Genomic DNA, 23,112 nt, shown 5'->3' with positions numbered 1-23,112 from the left:
CCGGAGTCAAGCATGGGAATGAATGTTGGAAGCTCATCGGGGGGCGAACCCGATGTGATCATGGACGTCAACACGACGCCCCTGATTGACGTGATGCTGGTGCTGCTGGTGATGCTGATCATCACCATCCCAATCCAGTTGCATTCGATCAACCTCGACATGCCGCCGCCGAACCCGAATGCGCCTTTGAAGGATCCGGTGTTCCATGAAGTCATGATCGACTTCGACGGCACGGTCTACTGGGACGCGGTTGCCATGCCCAACCATGAAGCGGTCGAAGCCAAGCTGGCCGAAGTCGCAGCGGTGCAGCCGGCAGAGGATCAGCCCGAAGTTCGCATCAAGCCCAACAAGCTTGTTGACTATGGTTCCGTGGCGAAGGTGATGGCCTCCGCACAGCGCCTCAATGTCAAGAAGATGGGCATGGTCGGCAACGAGCAGTTCTTGAAGTGATCGGCCGGGTCCACTAGGACGTAGCGGCCAATGCCGACGCAATACGACTGAACACGCGCTGCCCGAGAGGGCGGCGCGTTTTTCTTCGCAGGAGAGAGCTTTGAAGCAAATGAAGACCTGGGTGGCTGTCGCGGTGGGAGCGGTGGCCTTGGCGATGGGGCAAAGCCCCAGCGGTCGCCTTGAGTTCGTGGGTGCCGCCAGTGCGCAAGAAGGCGTTCGTCCCGAGGTGGGCAAGCACCTGCGTGATGCGGCCAACTTCATCAAGGGTGGTAAGTACAAGGAAGCCCTGGCCAAGGTCCGCGATGCGGAAAACGTCGGCGGGCGCAACGCCACCGAGAACTACAACATCGAGGCCATGCGTGTGGCAGCGGCCTCGGGCGCTGGCGACGCGGACAGCATGGTCCGTGGCTACGATGCGATGAAGGCCTCGGGCAAGCTCGCCCAGGCTGAGCAGCTTCGCATGATGGAGTCGATTGCCGGCACCTACCTGCGCAGCAAGGACAACGCCAAGGCGCTGTCTTGGGCGCAGCGCTACTTCAAGGAAGGCGGCAGCAGCCCTGCGATGAAGCAAGTGCTGCAGAACGCGCAGTTCCTGTCGGGCGACATGACGGCGACCATCAAGGACACGCTGGAAGAAATCTCTGCCGACGAGAAGGCGGGCCGCGCTCCGAGCAAGGACAAGCTCAACCTGCTGCTCTTTGCTGCCCAGAAGAAGGGTGACGCTGCGGCCGAGGCGCTGGCCACGGAAAAGCTGCTGAACTTCTACCCCGATCCCAAGCTGTGGGCCCAGATCCTGGGCAGCCTGCCGCAGAAGAAGGGCTTCGCGAGCGACCGCTATCAGCTGGACCTGTTCCGCCTGCGTCTGGCCACCGGCAATATGCGCACGGCCGACGACTACATGGAAATGGCCCAGCTCGCCGCCCAAGCCGGTGTGCCCGAGGAAGGCAAGCTCGTCGTTGACAAGGGTTTGGCAGCGGGCCTTCTCGGCCAAGGCAACGAGGGTGCCCGCCACAAGCGTCTGGCTGACCTGATGGTCAAGAAGATTGCCGAGGCCAAGGCTGGTGAAGCGGCCAACCTCAAGGCTGCCGATGAAGCCCGTGATGGCAATGCCTACGTCCAGCTCGGCCTGGCCGCTGCTTTTCGCGGTGATTCCAAGGGTGGTGTGGTGCTGATCGAAAAGGGCATCGCCAAGGAAGGTCTGAAGCGCCCCGAGGACGCCAAGCTCTACCTCGGCCTTGCGCACTTCCTGGGCGGTGATCTGTCCAAGGCTCAAGCGGCCTGGAAGTCGGTCCGTGGCTCGGATGGCTCGGCCGACCTCGCTCGCCTCTGGATCATCCAGTCGCGCACCGGCAAGCGCTGAGTTCTCGACTGCGGCGCTTGCGAGCCCGCAGATCCACCTCAAGCATCAAGGCCTCGGCCCCTCTAGGGTCGGGGCCTTGTCACATGCGCTGGCGAAAGCCTGCTCAGCGCGGTGGAAGCCGTACGGCGCCGTCCAGGCGGATGACTTCGCCGTTCAGCATCTCGTTCGAGATGATGTGCAACACCAGGCGTGCGAAGTCCTGAGGCGTGCCAAGCCGAGAGGGGAAGGGCACGCTGGCCGCCAGCGCGTCCTGCACTTCCTGCGGCATGCCGAAGAGCATCGGCGTGCCGAAGATGCCGGGCGCGATGCTCATGTTGCGGATGCCCAGGCGCGCCAGATCGCGTGCGATCGGCAGCGTCATGCCCACGATGCCGCCCTTGGACGCCGCGTAGGCCGCCTGGCCGATCTGCCCGTCGTAGGCGGCGACCGAGGCGGTCGAGATCAGGACGCCGCGTTCGCCCGTGCTGGGGTCCGGTGGGTTGCTTGCCATCGCCTCGGCGGCCAGGCGAATCATGTTGAAGCTGCCCAGCAGGTTCACGCGCAGGGCCTTGCTGAAGAGATCCAGGCTGTGCGCGCCCTCTTTGCTGACCGTCTTGGCGGCCGGGGCGATGCCAGCGCAGTTGATCAAGCCTGCCAAACGCCCCATGGCCGTGGCCGCATCCACCACGGCGCGCCCATCGGCCTCCTGGCTCACGTCACAGGCCACAAACTGCCCACCGATGTCAGCGGCCACGCGTTGCCCGGCCTCGCGCTGCAGATCCGCAATCACCACCTTGGCACCCTGTGCGGCCAGCAGGCGCGCCGTACCTTCGCCTAGGCCCGAGGCCCCGCCGGTGACGATGAACACATGGCCTGCAACTTCCATTGGACGCACCTCGCTGGCTGCGATTGTTGCGCGCTGCCTGCCAGCGTGTTCGGGGTGGGCCCAAAAAAAAAGCCGCAGCGGTCAGCTGCGGCTTTACGCCGTGGCGCAGGCCGGGTTCAGGACAGCGCTTGCAGCGCGCGCGCGGTGATGTCGTCCACGCTGCCCAGGCCTTCGATCTTGCGGTACTTGGGGGCGCTGGCGTCGCCGCCGTCGGCCCAGCGGGAGTAGTAGTCCACCAGCGGGCGGGTCTGGGCCTGGTAGACCTCCAGACGCTTGCGCACCGTGGTCTCCTGGTCGTCGTCGCGCTGGATCAGGTCTTCACCCGTGACGTCGTCCTTGCCGGCCACCTTGGGCGGATTGAACTTGACGTGGTAGGTGCGGCCCGAGGCCACGTGCACGCGACGGCCGCTCATGCGCTCGATGATGGCGCTGTCGGGCACGTCGATCTCAAGCACGAAGTCGAGCTTGACGCCGGCGGCCTTCATGGCGTCGGCCTGCGGGATGGTGCGGGGGAAGCCGTCGAACAGGAAGCCCTTGGCGCAGTCCGGCTGGGCGATGCGTTCCTTGACCAAGCCGATGATGATGTCGTCACTGACCAGGGCACCCGAGTCCATCACGGACTTGGCGGCCAGACCCAGCGGCGTGCCGGCCTTGATGGCGGCGCGCAGCATGTCGCCGGTCGAGATCTGCGGGATACCGAATTGTTGGCACAGGAAAGCGGCCTGAGTGCCTTTGCCAGCGCCGGGGGCGCCCAGAAGAATGAGTCGCATGGGTGGGTCTCTCTAAGCTCGGAATCTCAACGGCAGGCCCGCGCCAAAACGGGGAGGGCGAGTATCTCACGGGGTGTCTTGCCCAGCCCTTACTTGGTGACCTCGGCCCCCAGTAGCGCGCGCACGCGCGCCAGGTCTTCCGGGGTGTCCACACCAGGCCCTGGCTTCTCGGCGCTCACGTGAACGGCGATGCGCTCACCGTGCCAGAGCACGCGCAGCTGCTCCAGCGACTCGGTCTGCTCCAGCGGGCTGGCGGCCAGCTGCGGGAAGCGGCGCAGGAAGCCGGCCCGGTAGGCATAGAGGCCGACATGGCGCAAGGCACCGCGCGGCGCACCGGCGCCATCACGCCACCACGGGATGGGGGCGCGCGAGAAGTACAGCGCACGCCCGGCCGCATCCATCACCAGCTTGACCACGTTCGGGTTGGCGAACTCGCCAGCATCGTCCAGTGCATGGCCCACCGTGGCCATCACGCAGTCGGGGCTGTCGGCCAGGCGCTGGGCGCAGGCGTCGATCATCCCGGGGGCGATCAAAGGCTCGTCGCCCTGCACATTGACGACCAGGTCGGCATCCTTCAATCCCAGCAGATCCACAGCCTCGGCCAGGCGGTCCGAGCCCGAGGGGTGATCGGCACGCGTCATGAGCGCCTGGACGCCATGGGCCGCACACGCCTCGCGCACTTCGGGCGCGTCGGTGGCCACCACCACGCGGCTGGCCTTTGAGAGCGCTGCGCGCTGCGCCACGCGGACGATCATGGGCAGGCCGGCGATGTCGGCCAGTGGCTTGTTGGGCAGGCGTGTGGAGGCCAGGCGCGCCGGGATGACAACCGTGAAGCTCATGCCGAGGCCGGCGTGTCTTCAGGGTCCCAGGCGCGGGCTTCGCTCTCCAGCATCAAGGGGATGCCGTCGCGGATGGGAAAGGCCAGGTGATCGGCCCGGCAGCCCAACTCCCGAACGCTGTCGCGGCGCAGCAGTTCAAGCGGGCCCTTGCACAGGGGGCAGACCAGCAGTTCGATCAGGCGTGGATCCATGGGGCAGCAATCGGTTCAGGTGGGTGTCGAGTTCAGCCAGGAACTCCGGCCCGGGCTCAAAGTCTAGCGGCAGCACCCAGACGGGCAGGGCGCCCACGCGCTCGGGCCGGATCTTCACCGCGTCCTTCTCGGTCAGCAGCACGCCTTGGGCGCTGGCCGGCCAAGGCAGCTCGGCATAACTGGCATGGTCAGGCTGCGGCAGGGGCTCGAAGTGCAGGCCCAGGTCGCTCAGCATGTCGAAGAAGCGCTGCGGCCGGGCCACGCCGGCCACGGCCGTCCAGACGCCCTGGCGCAGCGCGACCAGGCTCGCAGCCTCGGCCGGCCGGCCGGCCCACCAGTCCTGCAGGCGCACCGCCCCACGCAGCCGGCGCCGGCCCAGATGGCCGGCGCGGCGGGTGCTTGGGCGCGCGGCGTTGTAGATCACGATCTCGTCCGGCGCGGGCGCCCAGCGTGGCGCCTGGCGCAGCGGCCCGGCGGGCAACAGGCGGCCATTGCCAACGCCGCGCTCGTCAAACACCAGCACGCTCAAGGCGCGCGGCAGCCGCAGGTGCTGCAGGCCGTCGTCGCTCACGATGAGCTGGATCTCGGGGTGGGCGGCCAGCAGGGCCCGGGCGGCGGCCACGCGGTCACGGCCCACGGCCACTGGCACGCGACCACGCAGGTGCACCAGCAGGGGCTCGTCGCCAGCATTTTGGGCCGTGGAGCTGGGGCCGAGCAGCTCGACGCCATCGCCCTCGCGTCGGTAGCCGCGCGACACCACGCCGACCCGCAGGCCACGCGCCTTGAGGTGCTCCAGCAGCGCGAGCAGCGTCGGCGTCTTGCCGGCGCCGCCGACGATCCAGTTGCCCACCACGATCACGGGCACCGGCAACTCTGCAGGTTGCAGCAGGCGTGCGCGCAGCCTGGCCACCAGGCCATAGACGAGGCTCAGCGGCAGCAGCAGCGTCGAGAGCGGCCCGCCGGTCAGCCATTCGGCCTGCAGCCGGGCCGACAGCGCCTCAGCGAGCGTCTGTCTGCGCGGCGAAGGTGACACGCGAGAGGCCCTCGCGACGCGCGGCCTCCATCACGTGGATGACGGACTGGTGCGCGGCCGCAGCGTCGGCGGAAATGATCAGCGACGCGTCATTGCGCCCCTGGGCGGCGTCGCGCAGCGCCAGCGCCAGCGATTCGACCGTGCGGCCTTCCACCGGCTGGCGGTTGATCACATAGCGCCCATCGGCCGCCACGCTGACGATGATCTCCTGCGGCCGGTCCTTGAGCTTCTCGGCGTCGGCCGAGGGCAGGGTGATCTGCAGCTCGGTGAACTTGGAGTAGGTCGTCGACAGCATCAGGAAGATCAGGATCACCAGCAGCACGTCGATGAAGGGGATCAGGTTGATCTCCGGCGGCTCGGTGTTGGGGCGGCGAAAGCGCATGGCCCAGCCTTCAGTGAGCGGTGAAGCGCTTGAGCTGGCTCAGCAGGCGGTCGGCACCCGCTTCCAGCTCCAGCACATAGGCCTCGATGCGGCCCTTGAAGTAGCGGTGGAACATCAGCGATGGGATCGCCACCATCAGGCCGAAGGCGGTGTTGTAGAGCGCCACCGAGATGCCATGCGCCAGTTGCGCGGGGTTGCCGCTGCCGGGGGTCTGGCTGCCGAAGATCTCGATCATCCCGACCACCGTGCCCAGCAGGCCCAGCAGCGGGGCGGCCGTGGCGATGGTGCCCAGGGTGTTCAGGTAGCGCTCGAGTTGGTGCACGGCGCGGCGGCCCGCAAACTCGAACACCTGGCGCAGCTTTTCTTCGGGGAGCTTGGTGTCATGGCTCACCGCGCGCAGGCCGGCGGCCAGCACGCTGCCCAGCAGCGACGACTCTTCCAGCCGGTCCACCACATCGGCGGCAGGCAACTGCTTTTGCGTCACGCCAAGCACGTCGTCCAGCAGGCCGTTCGGCGCCACGCGGCGCGCGCGCAGTGAGGAGAGTCGCTCGATGATCAATGCCAGCGCAATGACCGAACACAGAAGCAAAGGCCAGATCGGCCAACCAGCGGCTTGAATGATCGAGAACAAAGCTTTCCCCGCTCAAAGATGAACCGGCTCAGGGGCGAGCCGCGGGGCATTATGGCGGCAGGGCGTACCGCCGCCATCAATCCTCGGCGCCGGTTTCGAGTGCTGACAATCCACTGCGCCTGTGGACAACTTTGTGGGCAAGCCCGGTCTGGGACCGTGCGGGCCGCGCAAAATCAAGGCCTTGAACAATTTGCCTCAACTTTAAGCAGTGGATTTGGACTTGCAGAACAAGGTCTTAGCGCTTCGTGACGGCTTCGTGAAGGGCTGGGCGGCCCGCCAGCCCAGCATTGGCGCGGTTGTGGAGTTCCGACCCCGCGCCAGTATTGGGCTGCAGCGTGATTGAGCCGCGCGAAGCCGCATCAGGCCGTCGCGTCTGGGGTGTCGCGGGCCTGCTCGCGGCGCTGACGGAGAGCCTGAGCGCCCGATTTGGCGCGGTGACGGTGTCGGGCGAGTTGTCCGGCTTCACGCGCGCGGCCAGCGGCCATTGCTACTTCAGCCTCAAGGACGCCGACGGCCTGGCCGCCTCGCTGCGCGGCGCGATGTTCCGGCGCGCGGCCGGGCTGCTCGACTTCGAACCCGGCGACGGCATGCGCGTTGAGATGCGGGGCCGTCTCGCCGTCTACGAGCCCCGCGGCGAGCTGCAGTTCGTGGCCGAGGCCATGCGCCTGGCCGGCGCGGGCAGCCTCTACGAGCAGTTCCTGCGCCTGCGCGAGCGGCTCGAAGCCGCAGGGCTCTTCGCGCGCGAGCGCAAGCGCCCGCTGCCCAGCTTCCCGACACGCATCGGCATCGTCACTTCGCTCGGCGCGGCGGCCTTGCACGACGTGTTGACCGCATTGGCGCGCCGTGCGCCGCAGGTGGCCGTGGTCGTTTACCCCAGCCTGGTGCAGGGCAGCGAGGCGCCACGTGCCCTCGTTGCGGCGCTGGAGCAGGCCAACGCCCGCCAGGAGGTGGACCTGCTGCTGCTGGTGCGTGGCGGCGGGTCGTTGGAAGACCTCTGGGCCTTCAACGACGAGCGTGTGGTGCGCGCGGTGGCGGGCTCGGCCCTGCCCATCGTCTGCGGCGTCGGCCACGAGACCGACATCACCCTGGCCGACCTGGCCGCTGACCTGCGCGCCCCCACGCCCACGGCCGCTGCCGAGCTGGCCGCGCCCGCGCGGGCTGACTGCCTGGATTGCCTGCACACGCTGGGCCGACTGCTGCAGCTGCGCAGCGCGGCGCGGCTGGATGGGCATGCGCAGCGCCTGGACCGCCTCGCCCTCAAGCTGGCCCGGCCCAGCGAACTCGTCAGCCGCCAGGGCCGCCTGCTGGCCCTGCTGGCCCAGCGCACCCGCGCCGCCCCGGCGCGGCGGCTGGAGCTGGAGACGCAGAAGCTGACGCGCCTGGCCGAGCGCCGCGAGCAAGCCCTGGCCCGGTGGCTGCAGCGCCAGCAGGCGCGGCTGGACACCGTGGCCGCGCGACTTGGTGCGCTGGACCCCCAGCACGTGCTCGCGCGGGGCTATGCCTGGCTGCAGGACGAGGGCGGCCAGCCCATCACCTCGGTCGCGCGGCTGCGCATCGGCCAGGCGGTGGAGGCGCGGCTGGCCGATGGCGCCGCCGAACTGGAAGTCCGCAAGACCCGCTAGCGCCATGGCCTTTGCCTCTGGGCGACACGGTGGCCTGCCTACAATCTTTTCCGATCCCGGCCGAGCTCCTGGCCTGCCTTTGTTCTGAACCACTCCCCTCACTACGGAATCCCCATGGAACACACCCTGCCGCCGCTGCCCTTCGCCATTGACGCCCTGGCGCCTCACTACAGCAAGGAAACGCTGGAGTTCCACCACGGCAAGCACCACAACGCCTATGTGGTCAACCTCAACAACCTGCAAAAGGGCACCGAGTTCGAGTCCAAGACGCTCGAAGAGATCGTCAAGACTTCCAGCGGTGGCATCTACAACAACGCCGCCCAGATCTGGAACCACACCTTCTTCTGGAACTGCATGAAGCCGAACGGCGGCGGTGAGCCCAGCGGCGCGCTGGCCGCAGCCATCAACGCCAAGTGGGGCAGCTACGCCGCCTTCAAGGAAGCCTTCGTCAAGAGCGCCGTCGGCAACTTCGGCTCCGGCTGGACCTGGCTGGTCAAGAAGGCCGACGGCTCGGTCGACATCGTCAACACCGGCGCCGCTGGCACCCCGCTGACCACCGCCGACAAGGCCCTGCTGACCGTCGACGTCTGGGAGCACGCCTACTACATCGACTACCGCAACCTGCGTCCCAAGTTCGTCGAGACCTTCCTGTCGAACCTGGTGAACTGGGGCTTTGCCGAAGCCAACTTCGCCTGAACAGTGGCATCCTGAAGAGGGCCGGCACTTGCCGGCCCTTTTTGCATTCAAGCCCCCTATGCGCATCCTCCTCGTTGAAGACGACGAAGCCCTGGCCCTGGGCCTGACGCGCAATCTGGAGCGCCAAGGCTGGCAGGTGGACCGGCTGGCCGATGGCCGCCAAGCCATGGCCAAGGGGCTGGTCGAGCAGTACGACGTCTGCGTGCTCGACCTCGGCCTGCCCGGCGCCGATGGGATGACCGTGCTGCGCGAGTGGCGCAGCCAGGGCGCTGCCCAGCCCGTGCTGGTGCTGACCGCGCGCGACACCTCGCACGACCGCGTGGCGGGCCTCGATGCCGGGGCCGACGACTACCTCGTCAAACCCTTTGACCCGCCCGAGCTGGCCGCGCGCCTGCGGGCCCTCAAGCGGCGCTCGGAAGGGCGCACCTCCGAGACCCTGCGCCTCGGTCGCCTGCGCATGGACCTGGCGCACCGCGAGCTCTTCCTGGATGACGAGCCCTTCTACCTGAGCCCGCGCGAGTTCGCGCTGACCGAGATGCTGATGCAGCGTGCCGGCCGCGTGCTCAACAAGGAGGCCATCGTCGCCAAGCTCTCCAGCTGGGAGTCGGACTTCAGCGAGAACTCGGTCGAGGTCTATGTGCACCGCTTGCGCAAGCGCCTGGCGCCTTGCGGGCTGGCCATCCGCACCGTGCGCGGCTTTGGCTATGTGATGGAACTCGATGCCCCCGCCGCGCAATCGCAGCCTGCGTAGCCAGCTGCTGGCGCCGCTGCGCTGGATCTGGCTGCTCGGGCTCACGGCGGCCGCTGCTGGCGCTTACTGGCTGGCCACGGCCAGCGCCAACATCGCCTTTGATCGTGGGTTGCAGGACGAAGCTTCGGCCTTGGCGGCCAAGATCGTCTGGACCGATCGCGGCCCCTTGCTCGACGTCAGCCGTCAGGCGCTGGAGCTGCTCACCTGGGACAACGCTGTGCGCAATGCCTTCGTCGTGGTGGACGAGAGCGGCCGCGCCATCGCAGGCGATGCCCATGTGCCCTTGCCCGACCGGCGCGACACCAGCTTTGCCAGCCCGCAGGTGTTTGACGCCGAGTTCGAGGGTGAGGCGGTGCGCGGTGCCATCTTTTCGCTCAGCTCGCCGATGCTGGACCGCAGCGTGTCCATCGTCGTCGTCGAGACGCGTCACCGCCGCCAGCGCCTGCTGCGCGACGTGGCGCTGGCAATGGCCATGCCGACGTTGGCGATTGCCTTGCTGACTACCGGCCTGCTGGCCTGGGGCATTCGCCGTGGCCTGGCGCCGCTGCGCGAGACCGCCAGCGAAGTGGCGCGCCGCGCGCCCTCTGACCTGCGCGCCTTGCCGGTGGAAGGCGTGCCCGCCGAGGTGGTGCCGCTGATCGAGCGCATCAATTCGCTGCTGGCCGATGTGCAGCAGTCAGTGAGCCTGCAGCAGCGCTTTGTGGCGGACGCTGCCCACCAGTTGCGTACGCCCGTGGCCGGGCTGCGCGTGCTGATCCAGGAGCTGGCGCAGGAGTTGCCGCTTGACGCCAATCTGGCCCCGCTGGTGCAGGCCCTGTCCTCGTCGGGCGAGCGGCTGAGCCGCTTGATCGGCCAGCTGCTCAGCCTGGTGCGCACCCAAGGCGCGCTGGGCGTGGAGACCGAGGTGGAGGCCCTGGATGTGGCCGTGCTGCTGCGCCAGGCCGCCGAGCCTGCCGCCGTGCGCGCGGCCCGCGCCGGCCGTGAGCTGGAGCTGCAAGCCCCTGCACCAGGCTTGCGCGTGCGGGCCCATGCCTTCTGGCTCGGCGAGGCGCTGAGCAATGTGCTGGACAACGCGCTGCGCTACGGTGGGCCGCACATCGTGCTGCGCGCAAGCAGCACGCCAGAGGGGCATGTGCGCATCGAGATCGAAGACAACGGCGCCGGCGTGCCGCCTGAGGACCTGCCGCGCCTGATCGAGCCCTTCTGGCGCGGCCAGCGCGCCGACGTGCGCGAGGCCGGCGGCAGCGGCCTTGGCCTCGCAATTGCTTACGAGATCATCACCCGCCTGGGTGGCCATTGGGTCTTGAGGTCGCGGCCCGAGGTCGATGGCTTCCGGGTCGAATGGCTGCTGCCGGCCGCTGAGGCCTGATCCCTCTTTCTTGACCCCTGCTCGCTTCGTTTCGTCCATGCTCAAGACCCCCGTAGGCCATGTCTTTGCGTCTGACCCCGCCCTGGCGCTGCCCCCCAGCCAGCGCCTGCACCTGATCCTGCTCGGCGTGCAGGACGTCGCACGCTCGACCCGCTTTTATGAGGCGCTGGGCTGGCGCAAGTCCGCCACCGGCAACGAGGGCTTCGCCAAGTTCGACCTGGGCGGCCAGGCCCTGTGCCTGATCTCGCGCACCGCGCTGGCGCAAGACGCAGGGCTGGAGGTGCCAGCGAGCGCTACGTACGCGGGCATGGCCCTGATTCACCTGGCACGCCGGCCCGAGGAGGTGCCCGCCATCCTGGCTCAGGCGGTGGCGGCCGGTGGGCGCATCGTCAAGCCCGCGACGCGCACGCGTTGGGGCATCGCCGGCTACTTTGCCGACCCCGATGGCCATCTCTTCGAGGTGGACTACGAAGACGCCTGGGTGTTCGACGCCGAGCACCGCCTGGTGGTGGACCGGGTGAACCCGTCGGAGGTGCTGTGAGCCGCCCTCGCTGGCACGAGCAGCAACTGGTGCGCTGGGCCTGGTGCGTGCTGGGCGCGGCCTGTGGCATCGGGCTGGCGCTGGCAGTGGTCGGGCCGCCGCACCACGCCTTTGTGCTGGCCTCGCTGGGCGGCAGCACGGTGTTCCTGTTCGGCCTCACGCGGGCGCCCGCCGCACAACTACGCGCCTTGCTTGGCGGCCATGTGCTCACGGCCTCGGTCGGCATCGCCTGCGCACAGTGGCTGGGCAGCTCTTTGCTGGCCTACGCCGTGGCGGTGAGCCTGGCGCTGGGCCTGATGCTGCTGACCCGCACCGTGCACCCGCCGGCCGGGGCCAATCCGGTCATCATGGTCTACGCGCATGCGTCCTGGTCGGCCTTGCTCGACCCGGTGCTGCTCGGCCTGGCCTGCCTGCTGGGTGTGGCCGTGGTGTGGAGCCGGCTCTACCCCGGCCTGGCGCGCTACCCGGTGAACCCGCTGGAGCCCTCGCCGTCCAGCATCAACTGGGGCGGCTGGGGCTAAGTCCTGTTGATCAACGCTGCGGGATTAGCGCTGCCATGGCGCGCCGCTGAGCTTGAAGCCGGCCTTGATGCCCTTCTTGGCAAACCAGCCCTGGTTCATCTCGAGCACGAAGCGCACCGGCTTTTGCGAGCAGTGCGAGGTCTCGTCCAGGGGCTTCATGTCGGTGATGTTGACCACGGCGCCGTCGTCGCCGATGAAGGCGATGGACAGGGGCAGCAGGGTGTTCTTCATCCAGAAGCACTGCACCTGGGGCGACTCGAAGACGAACAGCATGCCGTGATTGAGCGGCATGTCGCGGCGGTGCATGAGGCCGATCTGGCGCTGTTCGGGCGTCAGGGCCAGCTCGGCCTCGATCACGTGCATGCCGGCCTGCAGCGGGATGCTGCGCAGGCGCTGTGGGGCGTCCTGCGCCAGGCTGGTGGTGGCGGCCAGTGCGGCCAGGCAGAAGCCGGCGAGCAGGCGGAGGAGGCGGTGGTTGATGCAGGTCATGACGAAGGGCGGCGTGCTGGCTTAGATTATCGGCGTGCACCCTGTCCCGCCCCTGTCGGCCCCTGCGGCTGAGCCTTTGAACTCGCCCGTGCCGGGTGATGTCGCGCCTGCTTCTTTGGCGCGCGATGGGCTCGATGCACTGGCGGGCTTCACCAACTGGGATGCTGCAGGCCATGCACAGTCGCAGTTCCAGCTCTCGGGCCTGCATTGCGCGGCGTGTGCGTTCACCATCCAGGATGCGCTGGCGCGCGTGCCCGGCGTGCGGGCCGCCCGCGTGAATGCAGCCAGCGCCCGCCTGGTGCTGGATTGGGATCCGGCTCAGGCCAGCCTGGACGACGTGACGACAGCCATCGAACGAGCTGGCTACCGCGCCGCGCCCGATGTGGTCGAAAGCAGCCAGGCGCTGCGCCGCGCGGAGCGGCGCCAGATGCTGTGGCGCGTGTTCGTGAGCAACTTCGTGGCCATGCAGGTCATGATGCTGGTGGTGCCGGTTTACGTGGCTGAGCCCGGCGACATGCCGCCCGACATCGAGCGCCTGCTGCAGTGGGCGAGCTGGGTGCTGTGCCTGGTGATGCTGCTGCTGTCGGCAGGCACCTTCTTCAAGGCGGCGGTGCAGCAGCTGCGCTCGCGCCGCCTGGGCATGGACGTGCCGGTGGCCTTGGGGCTGGCGGTCACCTTTGTGGCCAGCACCGGCGCGCTCTTCGACCCAACGGGCCCGCTGGGGCACGAGGTCTACTTCGACACGCTCAGCATGTTCGTCGCCTTCCTGATGCTGGGGCGGTGGTTCGAGATGGGCGCCCGCCACCGGGCGGCGCAGGCGCTGGAGTCAGTCGCCTCGGCCCTGCCGGACCGTGCACAGCGCCTGGCTGCCGATGGCCGCCTGGAGAGCGTCCACGTGGCCGAATTGCGTCTGGGAGACCGGCTGCACGTGCCGGCCGGCGAGCGCTTTGCGGCTGACGGCGTGGTCGAGCAGGGCGAGGGCTGTGTGGACGAAGCCATCCTGACCGGCGAATCGCAGCCCCTGCTCAAGGCCGTGGGCGCCGAAGTGGCGGCGGGCAGCATCAACCTGGAGGCGCCGCTGGTGGTGCGCATCACGCGCGTCGGGGCGGACACCACAGCCCAAGGCATCGTGCGCCTGATGCGCGATGCCCAAGGGCAGCGCGTCGAGCAAAAGCTGGTGATCGACCAGGTGGCGCGTGGCTTCACCTTCGGTGTGCTGCTCTTGGCCCTGGGGGCGGCGCTGGCCTGGACCTGGTGGGCACCCGAGCGCGCGGTGGCCGTGGCCGTGGCGGTGCTCATCGTCACCTGCCCCTGCGCGCTGACACTGGCTGCCCCGGCGGCCTGGCTGGCGGCAGCGGGCGCCTTTGCGCGGCGCGGCGTGATGCTGGTGCGGCTGGATGTGCTGGAGCGATTAACGGCGGTGGACCTGGTTGTCTTTGACAAGACCGGCACCGTGAGCGAGGACGCGCCGGTGCTGGCCGGCATGACGGCCGTGGGCGCCGACGAGGCGGTGCTTCAGCACAAGGCGGCGAGCCTGGCGCGGCTCTCGCGTCACCCGTATTCACGCGCGCTGGCGGCGGACGATGGCGCGCTGGAAGCCTGGGTGGACGTGCGCGAGCACGCGGGCCTGGGCCTGGAGGCGCGCGACGCGGCGGGCCAGGTCTGGCGCCTGGGGTCACCCGCGTGGGTGGCAGCGTTTGCCGAGCGCGCCGTGGCACCCGGCGCGCAGCTGGCCTTCGGGTCGCCGCAGGCCTTGCTCAGCCTCTCGCTGACCGAGCGGCCGCGCGCCGGTGCGCTGGAGGCCGTGGCCGCGCTGCGCGCGCAAGGCTGCGAGGTGCATCTGCTGTCGGGTGACGCACCGGCGGCCGTCGAGCGCATGGCCGGCCAGCTCGGCAGCCTGCCCTGGGTGGCGGGCGCTACGCCGGCCGACAAGCTGGCGCGCGTGCGCGCCTGGCAGGCCCAGGGGCGCCGCGTGATGATGGTGGGCGACGGGCTCAACGATGCCCCCGTGCTGGCCGCCGCCGATGTGCGCGTGGTGATGGGGCAGGGCGCTGGCCTGGCCCGTGCCAATGCCGACCTGCTGTTGGTCTCTGACCGATTGACCGACCTACCCTGGGCGCGCGAGCGCGGGCGCCTGACGCAGCGCGTGCTGCGGCAGAACCTCGGCTGGGCCCTGCTCTACAACCTGGCCTGCGTGCCGCTGGCCTTGGCCGGCTGGCTGCCTCCGCTGGCCGCAGGCATCGGCATGGCTGCCAGCTCGGTGCTGGTGGTGGCCAATGCGCGGCGACTTGCTCGACCGTGACAGCGCGCGCTTGACTTCAAGCCTCTGACATCAGCCTGACGAGACCATCCGTGGACATCCTTTATTTGTTGATCCCGCTCTCCGTGGTGTTGCTGCTGGTCATCGTGGGCGTGTTCGGCTGGGCGGTGCACAGCGGGCAGTTCGACGAGCTCGAATCACAGGGCCGTCAGCCTCTCCTTGATTCGGATCAAGACCGCGACCACGTTGAACCTTAAGAATGACCCTGCTTGCAATGAGGACGCACGATGTCTCAAGACCTGACACGCAATAACTTCTATGAGGACGGCCCGGTACGGGCCTTCGCGCTGGCCGCCGTCCTGTGGGGCGTGGTCGGCATGCTGGTGGGTGTGGTGATCGCCGCCCAGCTTGCCTGGCCCGAACTCAACCTGGGCATCCCCTGGCTCAGCTATGGCCGCTTGCGGCCGCTGCACACCAATGCAGTGATCTTTGCCTTTGGCGGCTGCACGCTGTTCGCCACCTCGTATCACGTGGTCCAGCGCACCTGCCAGACGCGCCTCTTCGCGCCGGCCATCGCCTGGTTCACGTTCTGGGGCTGGCAACTCGTCATCCTGGCGGCCGCCATCACGCTGCCGATGGGTTTCACCCAGGGCAAGGAATACGCCGAGCTCGAATGGCCGATCGACATCCTGATCGCCGTCGTCTGGGTGGCCTATGCGCTGGTGTTCTTCGGCACGGTGGGCACGCGCAAGATCCGGCACATCTATGTGGCCAACTGGTTCTTCGGCGCCTTCATCATCGCCGTGGCGCTACTGCACATCGTCAACAGCGCGGCCATCCCGGTCTCACTGACCAAGAGCTACTCGGCCTATGCCGGGGTGCAGGACGCGATGGTGCAGTGGTGGTACGGCCATAACGCCGTGGGCTTCTTCCTCACGGCCGGCTTCCTGGGGATGATGTACTACTACATCCCCAAGCAGACGGGCCGTCCGGTCTACAGCTACCGGCTCTCCATCGTCCACTTCTGGGCGCTGATCTTCACCTACATGTGGGCGGGCCCCCACCACCTGCACTACACGGCGCTGCCGGACTGGGCGCAGAGCGTGGGCATGGTGTTCAGCCTGGTGCTGCTGGCGCCGTCCTGGGGCGGCATGATCAACGGCATCATGACCCTGTCGGGTGCGTGGCACAAACTGCGTGACGACCCGATCCTGAAGTTCCTGATCGTGTCCCTGTCGTTCTACGGCATGAGCACCTTCGAGGGCCCGATGATGTCCATCAAGACAGTCAACGCCCTCAGCCACTACACCGACTGGACGGTCGGCCACGTGCACAGCGGTGCGCTGGGCTGGGTGGGCCTGATCTCGATGGGCTGCCTCTACCACCTGATCCCGCGCATGGTGGGCCGCACGGAGATGTACTCCAAGCGCGCCATCGAGCTGCACTTCTGGGTGGCCACGCTCGGGATCGTGCTCTACATCGCCGCGATGTGGATTGCCGGTGTGATGCAGGGCCTGATGTGGCGTGCCACCAATACCGACGGCACCCTGGTCAACACCTTCGTCGAGAGCGTGAAGGCGACCTATCCCTTCTACGTGATCCGTTTGGGCGGGGGCCTGCTCTACCTGAGCGGCATGTGTGTGATGGCCTGGAATGTGATCAAGACCGTGCAGGCAGGCAAGCCTGAACTGGTGCGCATCCCCGCCGTGGCGGCCCAGGCCTGAGAGGAGCAAGAACCATGAGCAATCACGCCGTCAATGGCCACCAAAAGATCGAGACCAGCAACTTTCTGATGATCGTGCTGATCCTGCTGACCGTCGCGATCGGTGGCATCGTCGAGATCGTCCCGCTGTTCTTCCAGCGCTCCACCACGCAGCCGGTGGCGGGCCTCAAGCCCTACACCGCCTTGCAACTGGCTGGGCGCGACATCTATGTCCGCGAGGGTTGCTACAACTGCCACTCGCAGATGATCCGCCCGCTGCAGGCCGAGACCCTGCGCTACGGCCACTACTCGCTGGCGGGTGAGTTCGTCTACGACCACCCCTTCCAGTGGGGCAGCAAGCGCACCGGCCCGGACCTCGCTCGCGTGGGTGGCAAGTACAGCGACGAGTGGCATCGCGTCCACCTCAACAACCCGCGCGATCTCGTGCCCGAGTCCAACATGCCCGCCTACTCGTGGCTGGAGCGCTCGCCGGTGGATGCCGCCGGTATGCCCGTCCGCCTCAAGGCCATGCGCACCCTCGGGGCTCCCTACACCGACGAGGAGATCAATGACTCCGCCAAGGCTGTGACCGGCAAGACCGAGCTCGACGCCCTGGTGGCCTATCTCCAAGTCCTCGGTACTGCCGTCAAGTGATCGCCATGACACTCAACGATTTAAGAATTGCCGTGACCCTGCTGTCATTCGCTGCCTTCGTCGGCATCCTGATCTGGGCCTGGTCGGCGCGCAACCGCGCGAGCTTCGAGCAGGACGCCTTGTTGCCTTTCCAGGAGGAGGATCGCCATGAGTGACTTTTTCAGCGACGGCTGGTCAACCTTCATTGCCGCTGTGACGGTGATCGGCCTGGTCTTTTGCATTGCCATCCTGTTGGTTGCGGCACGCCGCCGCCCGATGGCGAACGACAACACCACGGGCCACGTGTGGGACCAAGACCTGCGCGAGCTCAACAACCCGCTGCCCATGTGGTGGATGGGGCTGTTCGTGATCACCGTGCTGTTTGCCGGCGCCTACCTGGCGCTCTACCCCGGGCTCGGTAGCGCCAAGGGCACGTTGGCCTGGTCCAGCGTGGCAGAGCACGACCGCGACACCGCCGCCGCGCGTGCGGCCATGGCCCCGGTCTACCAGCGCTTTGCCAGCATGACGCCTGCGCAGCTCGCGGCCGACAACGAGGCTCGCGGCATTGGCGAGCGCCTCTTCGGCAACTACTGCGCCGGCTGCCATGGTGGTGATGCCAAGGGCTCCAAGGGCTTCCCCAACCTGACCGACAAGGACTGGCTCTGGGGCGGCGAGTACGACAACATCGTCGAGACCCTCACCAAGGGCCGCCAGGGCCAGATGCCGCCCATGGCCGCCGCCGTCGGCTCGCCGGAGGACGTGAAGAACGTTGCCAACTACGTGCTCTCGCTGTCGGACAGCCCGCACAACTCTCTGGCCGCCCAATTGGGCAAGGAGAAGTTCGTTGTCTGCGCGGCTTGCCACGGCCCGGCCGGCAAAGGCAACACCGCCCTCGGTGCGCCCAACCTGACCGACAAGACCTGGCTGCACGGCTGGGGCGAAGACGCCGTCATGGCCATGGTCAACAACGGCAAGACCAATGTCATGCCCGCCCATGGCGAGAAGTTGACGCCTGAGCAGATCCGCGTGCTCGCGGCGTATGTCTGGGGCTTCTCCAACGCTCGCTGATGACGCAAGGCCCCGCGCCCGTGAAACAGACCGTTGAGCAGACCGTCCGGCTGTACCGGTCTGAGGACAAGATCCAGCCGCGCGCTGTCAGCGGCTGGTTTGCCGGCTGGCGCTGGGCCCTCGTCGCCTTCACGCAGATCCTCTACTACGGCCTGCCCTGGCTGCAGTGGGGCGAGCGCCAGGCGGTGCTGTTCGATCTGGGCGCGCGGCGCTTCTATCTGTTCGGCCTGGTGCTCTATCCGCAGGACTTCGTCTATCTCACGGTCCTGCTGCTGATCTCGGCCTACGGGCTCTTCCTGTTCACGGCGGTGGCCGGGCGGCTGTGGTGCGGCTATGCCTGCCCGCAGACGGTCTACACCGAGATCTTCATGGCCGTGGAGCGCTGGTTCGAGGGCGACCGCAATGCGCGCATCCGCCTCGACAGCGGCCCCTGGACGCTGAACAAGCTGGCCCGCAAGTCCGGCAAGCAGGCGGTCTGGATCGCCATCGGCCTGTGGACGGGCTTCACCTTCGTCGGCTACTTCACGCCCATCCTGACCCTGGGCCATGAAGTGCTGCACCTGTCGCTCGGGCCCTGGGAGAGCTTCTGGCTGCTGTTCTACGGCTTTGCCACCTATGGCAACGCCGGCTACATGCGCGAGCAGGTCTGCAAGTACATGTGCCCCTATGCGCGCTTCCAAAGCGCGATGTTCGACAAGGACACGCTGATCATCAGCTACGACGTCGAACGTGGCGAGCCGCGCGGTGCCAAGCGCGAGAAGAAGGGCGAGACCCGAGCCGAAGGTGTCGGCGACTGCGTCGATTGCAAGCTCTGCGTGCAGGTCTGCCCAACGGGCATCGACATCCGCAATGGCCTGCAGTACGAGTGTATCGGCTGCGCGGCCTGCATCGACGTGTGCAATGGCGTGATGGACAAGGTCGGCTACCCGCGTGGCCTGATCCGCTATGACACCCAGAACGGCATCGCCCAGCACCTGTCGGCCGGGCAACGCTGGCGCCGCGTGTTCCGGCCCCGCGTGCTCATCTACGGCAGTGTGCTGGTGCTGATCTTTGCGGCGCTGGTGGCCAGCCTGACCCTGCGCCACAGCTTCCGGGCCGATGTCGTGCGCGACCGCGCCACCCTGGCCCGCCAGGTCGAGGACGGCTACATCGAGAACCTCTACCGCCTGCAGTTGATGAACGCCAGCGAGCGCGTGCAGCGTTTCAGCGTCACCGCGCAAGGCCTTCCCAGCCTCGTCGTGACGCCTGAGTTGCGTGACATCGAGGTGGGCCCCGCGCAAGCACGCTGGGTCTCGCTCGGGGTGAGGCTGCCCCCCGGGCATGGCCTCAAGCCTGGCGCCCACCCCATGAGCTTCCGTGTCGAGGCCGATGGCGGCGAACACCTGAATGAGAAGACCACCTTTGTGGTGCCGCGATAGCGGCGACACAGACCGGATCGGAGAACGAGACCATGAGTGAAGCCCCAACCCAAGCCAGCCGCCCCTGGTGGCGCGAGCCGATGATGTATCTCGTTGTCGGCGGCCCGCTGACCGTGGTCATCGCCAGCTTCTTCACCCTCTCCTTGGCGCTGCGTCACCCTGACCCGCCGGTGCAAACCCGCCAGGTGGCTGCCGATGACGTGGCCGAGCAGCCTGCCATCACGGCCCGCAACCACGCTGCCACGGGCGGGCAACGCTGATGGACGGGCAGCAGGCTGCCGGGCGCGCTGCCCGCATCCTGATGGCCAGCATCTGGCCGGCCTTCGTCATGGCGGGGGTGCTGGAGGGCCTGGTGTTCTCGGTCATCGACCCGCAGGACCTGCACTGGTTCGGCGGCGAGGCCATCGAGTGGTCGCGCTCAGCGATCTACTCGGTCAGCTTCCTGATCTTCTGGCTGGTCACCACCATCGCCTGCAGCATGACGGCGCTGCTGGTGCAACTGCCCGACCACGAGGAACCCGGGCGCCGCAGCGCGCCGAATTGGCCCCGATAACCGGCGCCCAGCTCAGCGGGTGGCGTTGGCCACCATCTGCTGCAGGGCGTCGGCCCGCAGCACGCGGATCTGGCGCTGCTTGACCTCCAACAGCCCTTCGTCCTGGAACTTGGAGAAGGTGCGGCTCACCGTCTCCAGCTTCAGACCCAGGTAGCTGCCGATCTCCTCGCGCGTCATGCGCAGCACCACGGCCGTGCCGGAGAAGCCGCGCGCCTCCAGGCGCTCGGTCAGGTTCAGCAAGAAGGCCGCCAGACGCTCCTCGGCGCGCATGCTGCCCAGCAGCAGCATCACGCCCTGGTCACGCACGATCTCGCGGCTCATGATCTTGTGGAAGCTGTGCTGCAGCGCCGTGAAGTGCTGGGACAGCGACTCCAGGTCGGCATAGTTGATCACGCAGACGGAGGAGTCCTCCAGCGCGGTGGCATCACAGTGGTGCCGGTCGGTACTGATGCCGTCCAGCCCCAGCAGTTCGCCCGCCATCTGGAAGCCCGTGACCTGGTCACGCCCGTCTTCGCTGGTGACCGATGTCTTGAAAAAGCCGGTGCGCACCGCGTAAAGCGCCGCAAAGTTGTCACCGCTGCGGAACAACTGCTCGCCCTTGGGGACGGTGCGTCGTCGGTTGACCAGGGTGTCGAGCCGGTCCAGGTCGTTCGTCGAGAGGCCCAGGGGCAGGCAGAGCTCGCGAAGATTGCAGGACGCGCAGGCGACTTGCAGCGACTCGACCGGGCGAATGGGCGTGCTGTGGGGCGTGCTGTTCTGCATGGCAAAGAATTATGCTGGTTTAAGTCCGTGAATGACCATGGGCGCGCACAGCAAATGGGCATTGCGCTGCAACGCCACCGTTGATCCACGTCAACCGGGAGAGGCGGGTGCTCGGGCACATTCGCCCCATGACATCGACCGTCCTCTCTCCAGAAATCGACGCCGAACTGCTGCGGCGTTATGACATCTCGGGGCCACGATACACCTCCTATCCAACGGCGGATCGGTTCGTCGAGGCTTTCCAGGCCGACCAGCACCGCCTGGCGCTGCAGCAACGCGTGCCCGGCGCGCCGATGTCGATCTACGTCCACATCCCGTTCTGCGAGTCGGTCTGCTACTACTGCGCCTGTAACAAGATCATCACCAAGCACCACGAGCGTGCGGCTGAATACCTGGCCGTGCTCTACGCCGAGATGGATCTCTACCGGGCCGAGTTGGGCCCCGGCATCCAGGTGTCGCAACTGCACCTGGGCGGGGGCTCGCCCACCTTCCTGAGCGACGACGAGCTTGTGCAGCTGATGGCCGAGATCGGCAAGCGCTTCAAGCTCGTGCCCAGCGCCGAGCTGTCCATCGAGGTGGACCCGCGCACCGTTGACGCCGGTCGCCTGGCACGGCTCAAGGCCATGGGCTTCAACCGCCTGTCCTTCGGCGTCCAGGACTTTGACCCCGAAGTGCAAAAGGCGGTGCACCGCATCCAGCCGCCCGAGCAGGTGCAGGCGCTTGTCGAGGCCGCCCGGGCATTGAAGTTCGACTCCATCAATGTCGACCTGATCTACGGCCTGCCGCAGCAGACGCCGGTCAGTTTCCGCCGCACCATCGAGCAGGTCTGCGCGCTGCAGCCCGACCGCATCGCCCTCTATGGCTATGCCCACCTGCCGGCGCGCTTCAAGCCGCAGCGCCGCATCGTGGCCGAGTTGCTGCCGCCGGCGGGTGACAAGCTGACCATGCTGGCCGGCGCCATCAGTGACTTCCTGGCCGCTGGCTACGAGTACATCGGCATGGACCACTTTGCCAAGCGTGACGACAGCCTGGCCATCGCCAAGCGCCAGGGCCGGTTGCACCGCAACTTCCAGGGCTATTCCACCCAGCCGGACGCTGACCTGATCGGCCTGGGGGTGTCGTCCATCGCCCGCATCGGCGCCACCTACAGCCAGAACGCCAAGACCCTGGACGAGTACTACGACGCCGTGCGGCGCGGTCAGTTCCCGACCCAGCGCGGCCTGGCCCTGAGCCGCGATGACCTGCTGCGCCGCAGCATGATCATGGGCCTGATGTGCCAGGGCCGCGTCGAGTTCGAGTCCATCCGCCTGGCCTACCTGGTGGACGTGCCCACCTACTTCGCGCCCGAGATGGAGCGCCTGCAGGGCCTGGCCGACCAGGGCTTGGTAACGCTGGAGGCCGATGCCATCCAGGTCACGCCGCTGGGCTGGTACTTCGTGCGCGCGGTGGCCATGGTGTTTGACCGGTATTTGCAGGCCGACGCCAGCCGCGAGCGCTTCTCGCGCATCATCTGAACCTTTCCATAGCCCGCTCGCGCTGTGTCGCGAGTTGCCCGGATGCTCGAAGTCACCTTGGTCGGCTCGGCGGCCCTGATGGGTCTGGCCGGCAGCCCGCACTGCGCGTTGATGTGCGGTGGGCCCTGCGCGGCCACTTGCGGGCAGGCCAAGCGATCACAGGCTCAGTTCCTCGCCGGGCGCGCGCTCAGCTACGCGCTGGCGGGCGCCGTGGCGGCCACCGCCGTGCAGGCGCTGGGCTGGATGACGCAGGGCCGTGCGGTGATGCAGCCCGTCTGGGCGCTGGCGCATGCCGCGCTGCTGATGCTGGGCCTCAGCCTGCTCTGGCTCGGCCGGCAGCCGGTGTGGCTGGACGGCATTGGCGCCGGCTGGCTGCGCCGCTCGTCGCGGGCGCCGGGACTGGCCGGCCTGGCCTGGGTGGCCTGGCCCTGCGGGCTGCTGCAATCGGCCTTGCTGGTGGCGGGGCTCACCTCGTCGCCCCTCGGTGGCGGCCTGGCCATGCTGGCCTTTGCGCTGGCCAGCAGCCCGGGCCTGGTGGCCGCGCCTTGGGTGCTGCGCCGGCTCAAGCTGTCGCCCGCGTGGTCGGCGCGGCTGGCGGGCCTGGGCCTGGCGCTGGCCTCGGGCTGGGCGCTGGCGCATGGGGTGTGGGAGACGATTCGCCTCTACTGCTGAGGCCGGCAAACCCCGGGCAC

Annotated in this window: 28 protein-coding genes; 19 read left to right on the top strand and 9 right to left on the bottom strand. The window is 67.9% G+C overall.

The window, feature by feature from the left end; all coding sequences use genetic code 11:
- Positions 1-12 precede the first annotated feature (12 nt).
- The gene (locus ABDJ85_RS08265; RefSeq protein WP_347704280.1) at positions 13-450 is read left to right on the top strand and encodes an ExbD/TolR family protein; all 438 of its coding nucleotides are present in this window, start codon (positions 13-15) and stop codon (positions 448-450) included.
- Positions 451-550: 100 nt separating this feature from the next.
- Positions 551-1,810, top strand: coding sequence for a hypothetical protein (locus tag ABDJ85_RS08260; RefSeq protein ID WP_347704279.1), 1,260 nt, complete (start codon positions 551-553; stop codon positions 1,808-1,810).
- 103 nt (positions 1,811-1,913) lie between these two features.
- Here ABDJ85_RS08260 and ABDJ85_RS08255 read toward each other — a convergent pair whose 3' ends face one another.
- From ABDJ85_RS08255 to ABDJ85_RS08225, 7 genes are all read right to left on the bottom strand, one after another.
- Positions 1,914-2,675, bottom strand: coding sequence for a 3-hydroxyacyl-CoA dehydrogenase (locus ABDJ85_RS08255; RefSeq protein ID WP_347704278.1), 762 nt, complete (start codon positions 2,673-2,675; stop codon positions 1,914-1,916).
- Between the two features lie 116 nt (positions 2,676-2,791).
- On the bottom strand, positions 2,792-3,445 hold the full coding sequence (gene adk, locus ABDJ85_RS08250; RefSeq protein ID WP_347704277.1) for an adenylate kinase: 654 nt from the start codon (positions 3,443-3,445) through the stop codon (positions 2,792-2,794).
- Positions 3,446-3,534: 89 nt separating this feature from the next.
- Positions 3,535-4,284, bottom strand: coding sequence for a 3-deoxy-manno-octulosonate cytidylyltransferase (gene kdsB / locus ABDJ85_RS08245; RefSeq protein ID WP_347704276.1), 750 nt, complete (start codon positions 4,282-4,284; stop codon positions 3,535-3,537).
- Entirely contained in the window at positions 4,281-4,475 is a 195-nt protein-coding gene (locus ABDJ85_RS08240) for a Trm112 family protein (RefSeq protein WP_347704275.1), read from the bottom strand. The genes kdsB and ABDJ85_RS08240 overlap by 4 nt, the downstream gene beginning before the upstream one ends.
- Complete coding sequence (lpxK, locus tag ABDJ85_RS08235; protein WP_347704274.1) at positions 4,420-5,508, bottom strand: tetraacyldisaccharide 4'-kinase; 1,089 nt, start codon at positions 5,506-5,508, stop codon at positions 4,420-4,422. Before lpxK ends, ABDJ85_RS08240 begins: the two co-directional genes overlap by 56 nt.
- Positions 5,474-5,890: an ExbD/TolR family protein gene (locus ABDJ85_RS08230; protein WP_347704273.1), complete on the bottom strand. Its 417-nt coding sequence runs from the start codon at positions 5,888-5,890 to the stop codon at positions 5,474-5,476. Before ABDJ85_RS08230 ends, lpxK begins: the two co-directional genes overlap by 35 nt.
- Positions 5,891-5,900: 10 nt before the next feature.
- The gene (locus ABDJ85_RS08225) at positions 5,901-6,521 is read right to left on the bottom strand and encodes a MotA/TolQ/ExbB proton channel family protein (RefSeq protein ID WP_347704272.1); all 621 of its coding nucleotides are present in this window, start codon (positions 6,519-6,521) and stop codon (positions 5,901-5,903) included.
- Between the two features lie 335 nt (positions 6,522-6,856).
- On the opposite strand from ABDJ85_RS08225, the gene xseA reads away from it, so the two are divergent.
- The 6 genes from xseA (at position 6,857) to ABDJ85_RS08195 (ending at position 12,021) form a co-directional block, all read left to right on the top strand.
- Positions 6,857-8,143 carry an exodeoxyribonuclease VII large subunit gene (gene xseA, locus ABDJ85_RS08220; protein ID WP_347704271.1) on the top strand — a complete coding sequence of 429 codons (1,287 nt, stop codon included), beginning with the start codon at positions 6,857-6,859 and terminating at the stop codon, positions 8,141-8,143.
- Positions 8,144-8,257: 114 nt separating this feature from the next.
- On the top strand, positions 8,258-8,839 hold the full coding sequence (locus ABDJ85_RS08215; protein WP_347704270.1) for a superoxide dismutase: 582 nt from the start codon (positions 8,258-8,260) through the stop codon (positions 8,837-8,839).
- Between the two features lie 58 nt (positions 8,840-8,897).
- Positions 8,898-9,590 (top strand): response regulator, encoded by a 693-nt coding sequence (locus ABDJ85_RS08210; RefSeq protein ID WP_347704269.1) that lies wholly within the window; start codon positions 8,898-8,900, stop codon positions 9,588-9,590.
- Complete coding sequence (locus tag ABDJ85_RS08205) at positions 9,559-10,959, top strand: sensor histidine kinase (RefSeq protein ID WP_347704268.1); 1,401 nt, start codon at positions 9,559-9,561, stop codon at positions 10,957-10,959. Before ABDJ85_RS08210 ends, ABDJ85_RS08205 begins: the two co-directional genes overlap by 32 nt.
- A gap of 37 nt (positions 10,960-10,996) precedes the next feature.
- Positions 10,997-11,500, top strand: a complete 504-nt coding sequence (locus ABDJ85_RS08200; protein WP_347704267.1) for a VOC family protein — start codon at positions 10,997-10,999, stop codon at positions 11,498-11,500.
- Positions 11,497-12,021 (top strand): HPP family protein, encoded by a 525-nt coding sequence (locus tag ABDJ85_RS08195; protein WP_347704266.1) that lies wholly within the window; start codon positions 11,497-11,499, stop codon positions 12,019-12,021. Before ABDJ85_RS08200 ends, ABDJ85_RS08195 begins: the two co-directional genes overlap by 4 nt.
- A 24-nt stretch (positions 12,022-12,045) precedes the next feature.
- On the opposite strand, the gene ABDJ85_RS08190 is transcribed toward ABDJ85_RS08195, so the two are convergent.
- A complete protein-coding gene (locus tag ABDJ85_RS08190; protein ID WP_347704265.1) occupies positions 12,046-12,510 on the bottom strand; it encodes a DUF192 domain-containing protein in 465 nt (154 codons plus the stop codon).
- A 34-nt stretch (positions 12,511-12,544) separates the two neighbouring features.
- On the opposite strand from ABDJ85_RS08190, the gene ABDJ85_RS08185 reads away from it, so the two are divergent.
- Genes ABDJ85_RS08185 through ABDJ85_RS08145 form a run of 9 tightly spaced genes read left to right on the top strand, consistent with a single transcriptional unit; the run spans position 12,545 to position 20,144 of the window.
- Entirely contained in the window at positions 12,545-14,812 is a 2,268-nt protein-coding gene (locus ABDJ85_RS08185; protein ID WP_347704264.1) for a heavy metal translocating P-type ATPase, read from the top strand.
- A 50-nt stretch (positions 14,813-14,862) separates the two neighbouring features.
- Positions 14,863-15,027, top strand: a complete 165-nt coding sequence (gene ccoS / locus ABDJ85_RS08180) for a cbb3-type cytochrome oxidase assembly protein CcoS (RefSeq protein WP_347704263.1) — start codon at positions 14,863-14,865, stop codon at positions 15,025-15,027.
- A gap of 30 nt (positions 15,028-15,057) precedes the next feature.
- The gene (gene ccoN, locus ABDJ85_RS08175; protein WP_347704262.1) at positions 15,058-16,494 is read left to right on the top strand and encodes a cytochrome-c oxidase, cbb3-type subunit I; all 1,437 of its coding nucleotides are present in this window, start codon (positions 15,058-15,060) and stop codon (positions 16,492-16,494) included.
- Positions 16,495-16,508: 14 nt separating this feature from the next.
- Positions 16,509-17,126, top strand: coding sequence for a cytochrome-c oxidase, cbb3-type subunit II (gene ccoO / locus ABDJ85_RS08170; RefSeq protein ID WP_347704261.1), 618 nt, complete (start codon positions 16,509-16,511; stop codon positions 17,124-17,126).
- Positions 17,127-17,131: 5 nt separating this feature from the next.
- Positions 17,132-17,281 carry a cbb3-type cytochrome oxidase subunit 3 gene (locus tag ABDJ85_RS08165; RefSeq protein ID WP_347704260.1) on the top strand — a complete coding sequence of 50 codons (150 nt, stop codon included), beginning with the start codon at positions 17,132-17,134 and terminating at the stop codon, positions 17,279-17,281.
- Positions 17,274-18,173 carry a cytochrome-c oxidase, cbb3-type subunit III gene (gene ccoP / locus ABDJ85_RS08160; RefSeq protein WP_347704259.1) on the top strand — a complete coding sequence of 300 codons (900 nt, stop codon included), beginning with the start codon at positions 17,274-17,276 and terminating at the stop codon, positions 18,171-18,173. The genes ABDJ85_RS08165 and ccoP overlap by 8 nt, the downstream gene beginning before the upstream one ends.
- Complete coding sequence (ccoG, locus tag ABDJ85_RS08155; protein WP_430765524.1) at positions 18,173-19,591, top strand: cytochrome c oxidase accessory protein CcoG; 1,419 nt, start codon at positions 18,173-18,175, stop codon at positions 19,589-19,591. Before ccoP ends, ccoG begins: the two co-directional genes overlap by 1 nt.
- Before the next feature lie 32 nt (positions 19,592-19,623).
- Positions 19,624-19,851 carry a hypothetical protein gene (locus ABDJ85_RS08150; protein WP_347704257.1) on the top strand — a complete coding sequence of 76 codons (228 nt, stop codon included), beginning with the start codon at positions 19,624-19,626 and terminating at the stop codon, positions 19,849-19,851.
- The gene (locus ABDJ85_RS08145) at positions 19,851-20,144 is read left to right on the top strand and encodes a hypothetical protein (RefSeq protein ID WP_347704256.1); all 294 of its coding nucleotides are present in this window, start codon (positions 19,851-19,853) and stop codon (positions 20,142-20,144) included. The genes ABDJ85_RS08150 and ABDJ85_RS08145 overlap by 1 nt, the downstream gene beginning before the upstream one ends.
- Before the next feature lie 12 nt (positions 20,145-20,156).
- On the opposite strand, the gene fnr is transcribed toward ABDJ85_RS08145, so the two are convergent.
- A complete protein-coding gene (gene fnr / locus ABDJ85_RS08140; protein WP_347704255.1) occupies positions 20,157-20,906 on the bottom strand; it encodes a fumarate/nitrate reduction transcriptional regulator Fnr in 750 nt (249 codons plus the stop codon).
- A gap of 128 nt (positions 20,907-21,034) precedes the next feature.
- Here fnr and hemN point away from each other — a divergent pair, with 128 nt between their 5' ends.
- Both hemN and ABDJ85_RS08130 read left to right on the top strand, forming a co-directional pair.
- On the top strand, positions 21,035-22,420 hold the full coding sequence (gene hemN, locus ABDJ85_RS08135; RefSeq protein ID WP_347704254.1) for an oxygen-independent coproporphyrinogen III oxidase: 1,386 nt from the start codon (positions 21,035-21,037) through the stop codon (positions 22,418-22,420).
- Positions 22,421-22,462: 42 nt separating this feature from the next.
- Positions 22,463-23,092: a sulfite exporter TauE/SafE family protein gene (locus ABDJ85_RS08130; protein ID WP_347704253.1), complete on the top strand. Its 630-nt coding sequence runs from the start codon at positions 22,463-22,465 to the stop codon at positions 23,090-23,092.
- Positions 23,093-23,112: the final 20 nt, after the last annotated feature.

The organism is Roseateles paludis (assembly GCF_039872745.1).
Taxonomy (GTDB): Bacteria; Pseudomonadota; Gammaproteobacteria; order Burkholderiales; family Burkholderiaceae_C; genus Pelomonas; species Pelomonas paludis.
The sequence above is the reverse complement of the archived record's forward strand: the minus strand, read 5'-3'. Positions and strand labels throughout refer to the sequence as shown.

Excerpts from the sequence above, each read along its gene's own strand:
- ABDJ85_RS08265 (WP_347704280.1), top strand. The coding sequence starts at position 13 with ATGGGAATGAATGTTGGAAGCTCATCGGGGGGCGAACCCGATGTGATC.
- ABDJ85_RS08255 (WP_347704278.1), bottom strand. The coding sequence starts at position 2,675 with ATGGAAGTTGCAGGCCATGTGTTCATCGTCACCGGCGGGGCCTCGGGC.
- adk (WP_347704277.1), bottom strand. The coding sequence starts at position 3,445 with ATGCGACTCATTCTTCTGGGCGCCCCCGGCGCTGGCAAAGGCACTCAG.
- kdsB (WP_347704276.1), bottom strand. The coding sequence starts at position 4,284 with ATGAGCTTCACGGTTGTCATCCCGGCGCGCCTGGCCTCCACACGCCTG.
- ABDJ85_RS08240 (WP_347704275.1), bottom strand. The coding sequence starts at position 4,475 with ATGGATCCACGCCTGATCGAACTGCTGGTCTGCCCCCTGTGCAAGGGC.
- ABDJ85_RS08230 (WP_347704273.1), bottom strand. The coding sequence starts at position 5,890 with ATGCGCTTTCGCCGCCCCAACACCGAGCCGCCGGAGATCAACCTGATC.
- ABDJ85_RS08215 (WP_347704270.1), top strand. The coding sequence starts at position 8,258 with ATGGAACACACCCTGCCGCCGCTGCCCTTCGCCATTGACGCCCTGGCG.
- ABDJ85_RS08210 (WP_347704269.1), top strand. The coding sequence starts at position 8,898 with ATGCGCATCCTCCTCGTTGAAGACGACGAAGCCCTGGCCCTGGGCCTG.
- ABDJ85_RS08205 (WP_347704268.1), top strand. The coding sequence starts at position 9,559 with ATGCCCCCGCCGCGCAATCGCAGCCTGCGTAGCCAGCTGCTGGCGCCG.
- ABDJ85_RS08200 (WP_347704267.1), top strand. The coding sequence starts at position 10,997 with ATGCTCAAGACCCCCGTAGGCCATGTCTTTGCGTCTGACCCCGCCCTG.
- ABDJ85_RS08190 (WP_347704265.1), bottom strand. The coding sequence starts at position 12,510 with ATGACCTGCATCAACCACCGCCTCCTCCGCCTGCTCGCCGGCTTCTGC.
- ccoN (WP_347704262.1), top strand. The coding sequence starts at position 15,058 with ATGTCTCAAGACCTGACACGCAATAACTTCTATGAGGACGGCCCGGTA.
- ccoO (WP_347704261.1), top strand. The coding sequence starts at position 16,509 with ATGAGCAATCACGCCGTCAATGGCCACCAAAAGATCGAGACCAGCAAC.
- ABDJ85_RS08165 (WP_347704260.1), top strand. The coding sequence starts at position 17,132 with ATGACACTCAACGATTTAAGAATTGCCGTGACCCTGCTGTCATTCGCT.
- ccoP (WP_347704259.1), top strand. The coding sequence starts at position 17,274 with ATGAGTGACTTTTTCAGCGACGGCTGGTCAACCTTCATTGCCGCTGTG.
- ccoG (WP_430765524.1), top strand. The coding sequence starts at position 18,173 with ATGACGCAAGGCCCCGCGCCCGTGAAACAGACCGTTGAGCAGACCGTC.
- ABDJ85_RS08150 (WP_347704257.1), top strand. The coding sequence starts at position 19,624 with ATGAGTGAAGCCCCAACCCAAGCCAGCCGCCCCTGGTGGCGCGAGCCG.
- ABDJ85_RS08145 (WP_347704256.1), top strand. The coding sequence starts at position 19,851 with ATGGACGGGCAGCAGGCTGCCGGGCGCGCTGCCCGCATCCTGATGGCC.
- fnr (WP_347704255.1), bottom strand. The coding sequence starts at position 20,906 with ATGCAGAACAGCACGCCCCACAGCACGCCCATTCGCCCGGTCGAGTCG.
- hemN (WP_347704254.1), top strand. The coding sequence starts at position 21,035 with ATGACATCGACCGTCCTCTCTCCAGAAATCGACGCCGAACTGCTGCGG.
- ABDJ85_RS08130 (WP_347704253.1), top strand. The coding sequence starts at position 22,463 with ATGCTCGAAGTCACCTTGGTCGGCTCGGCGGCCCTGATGGGTCTGGCC.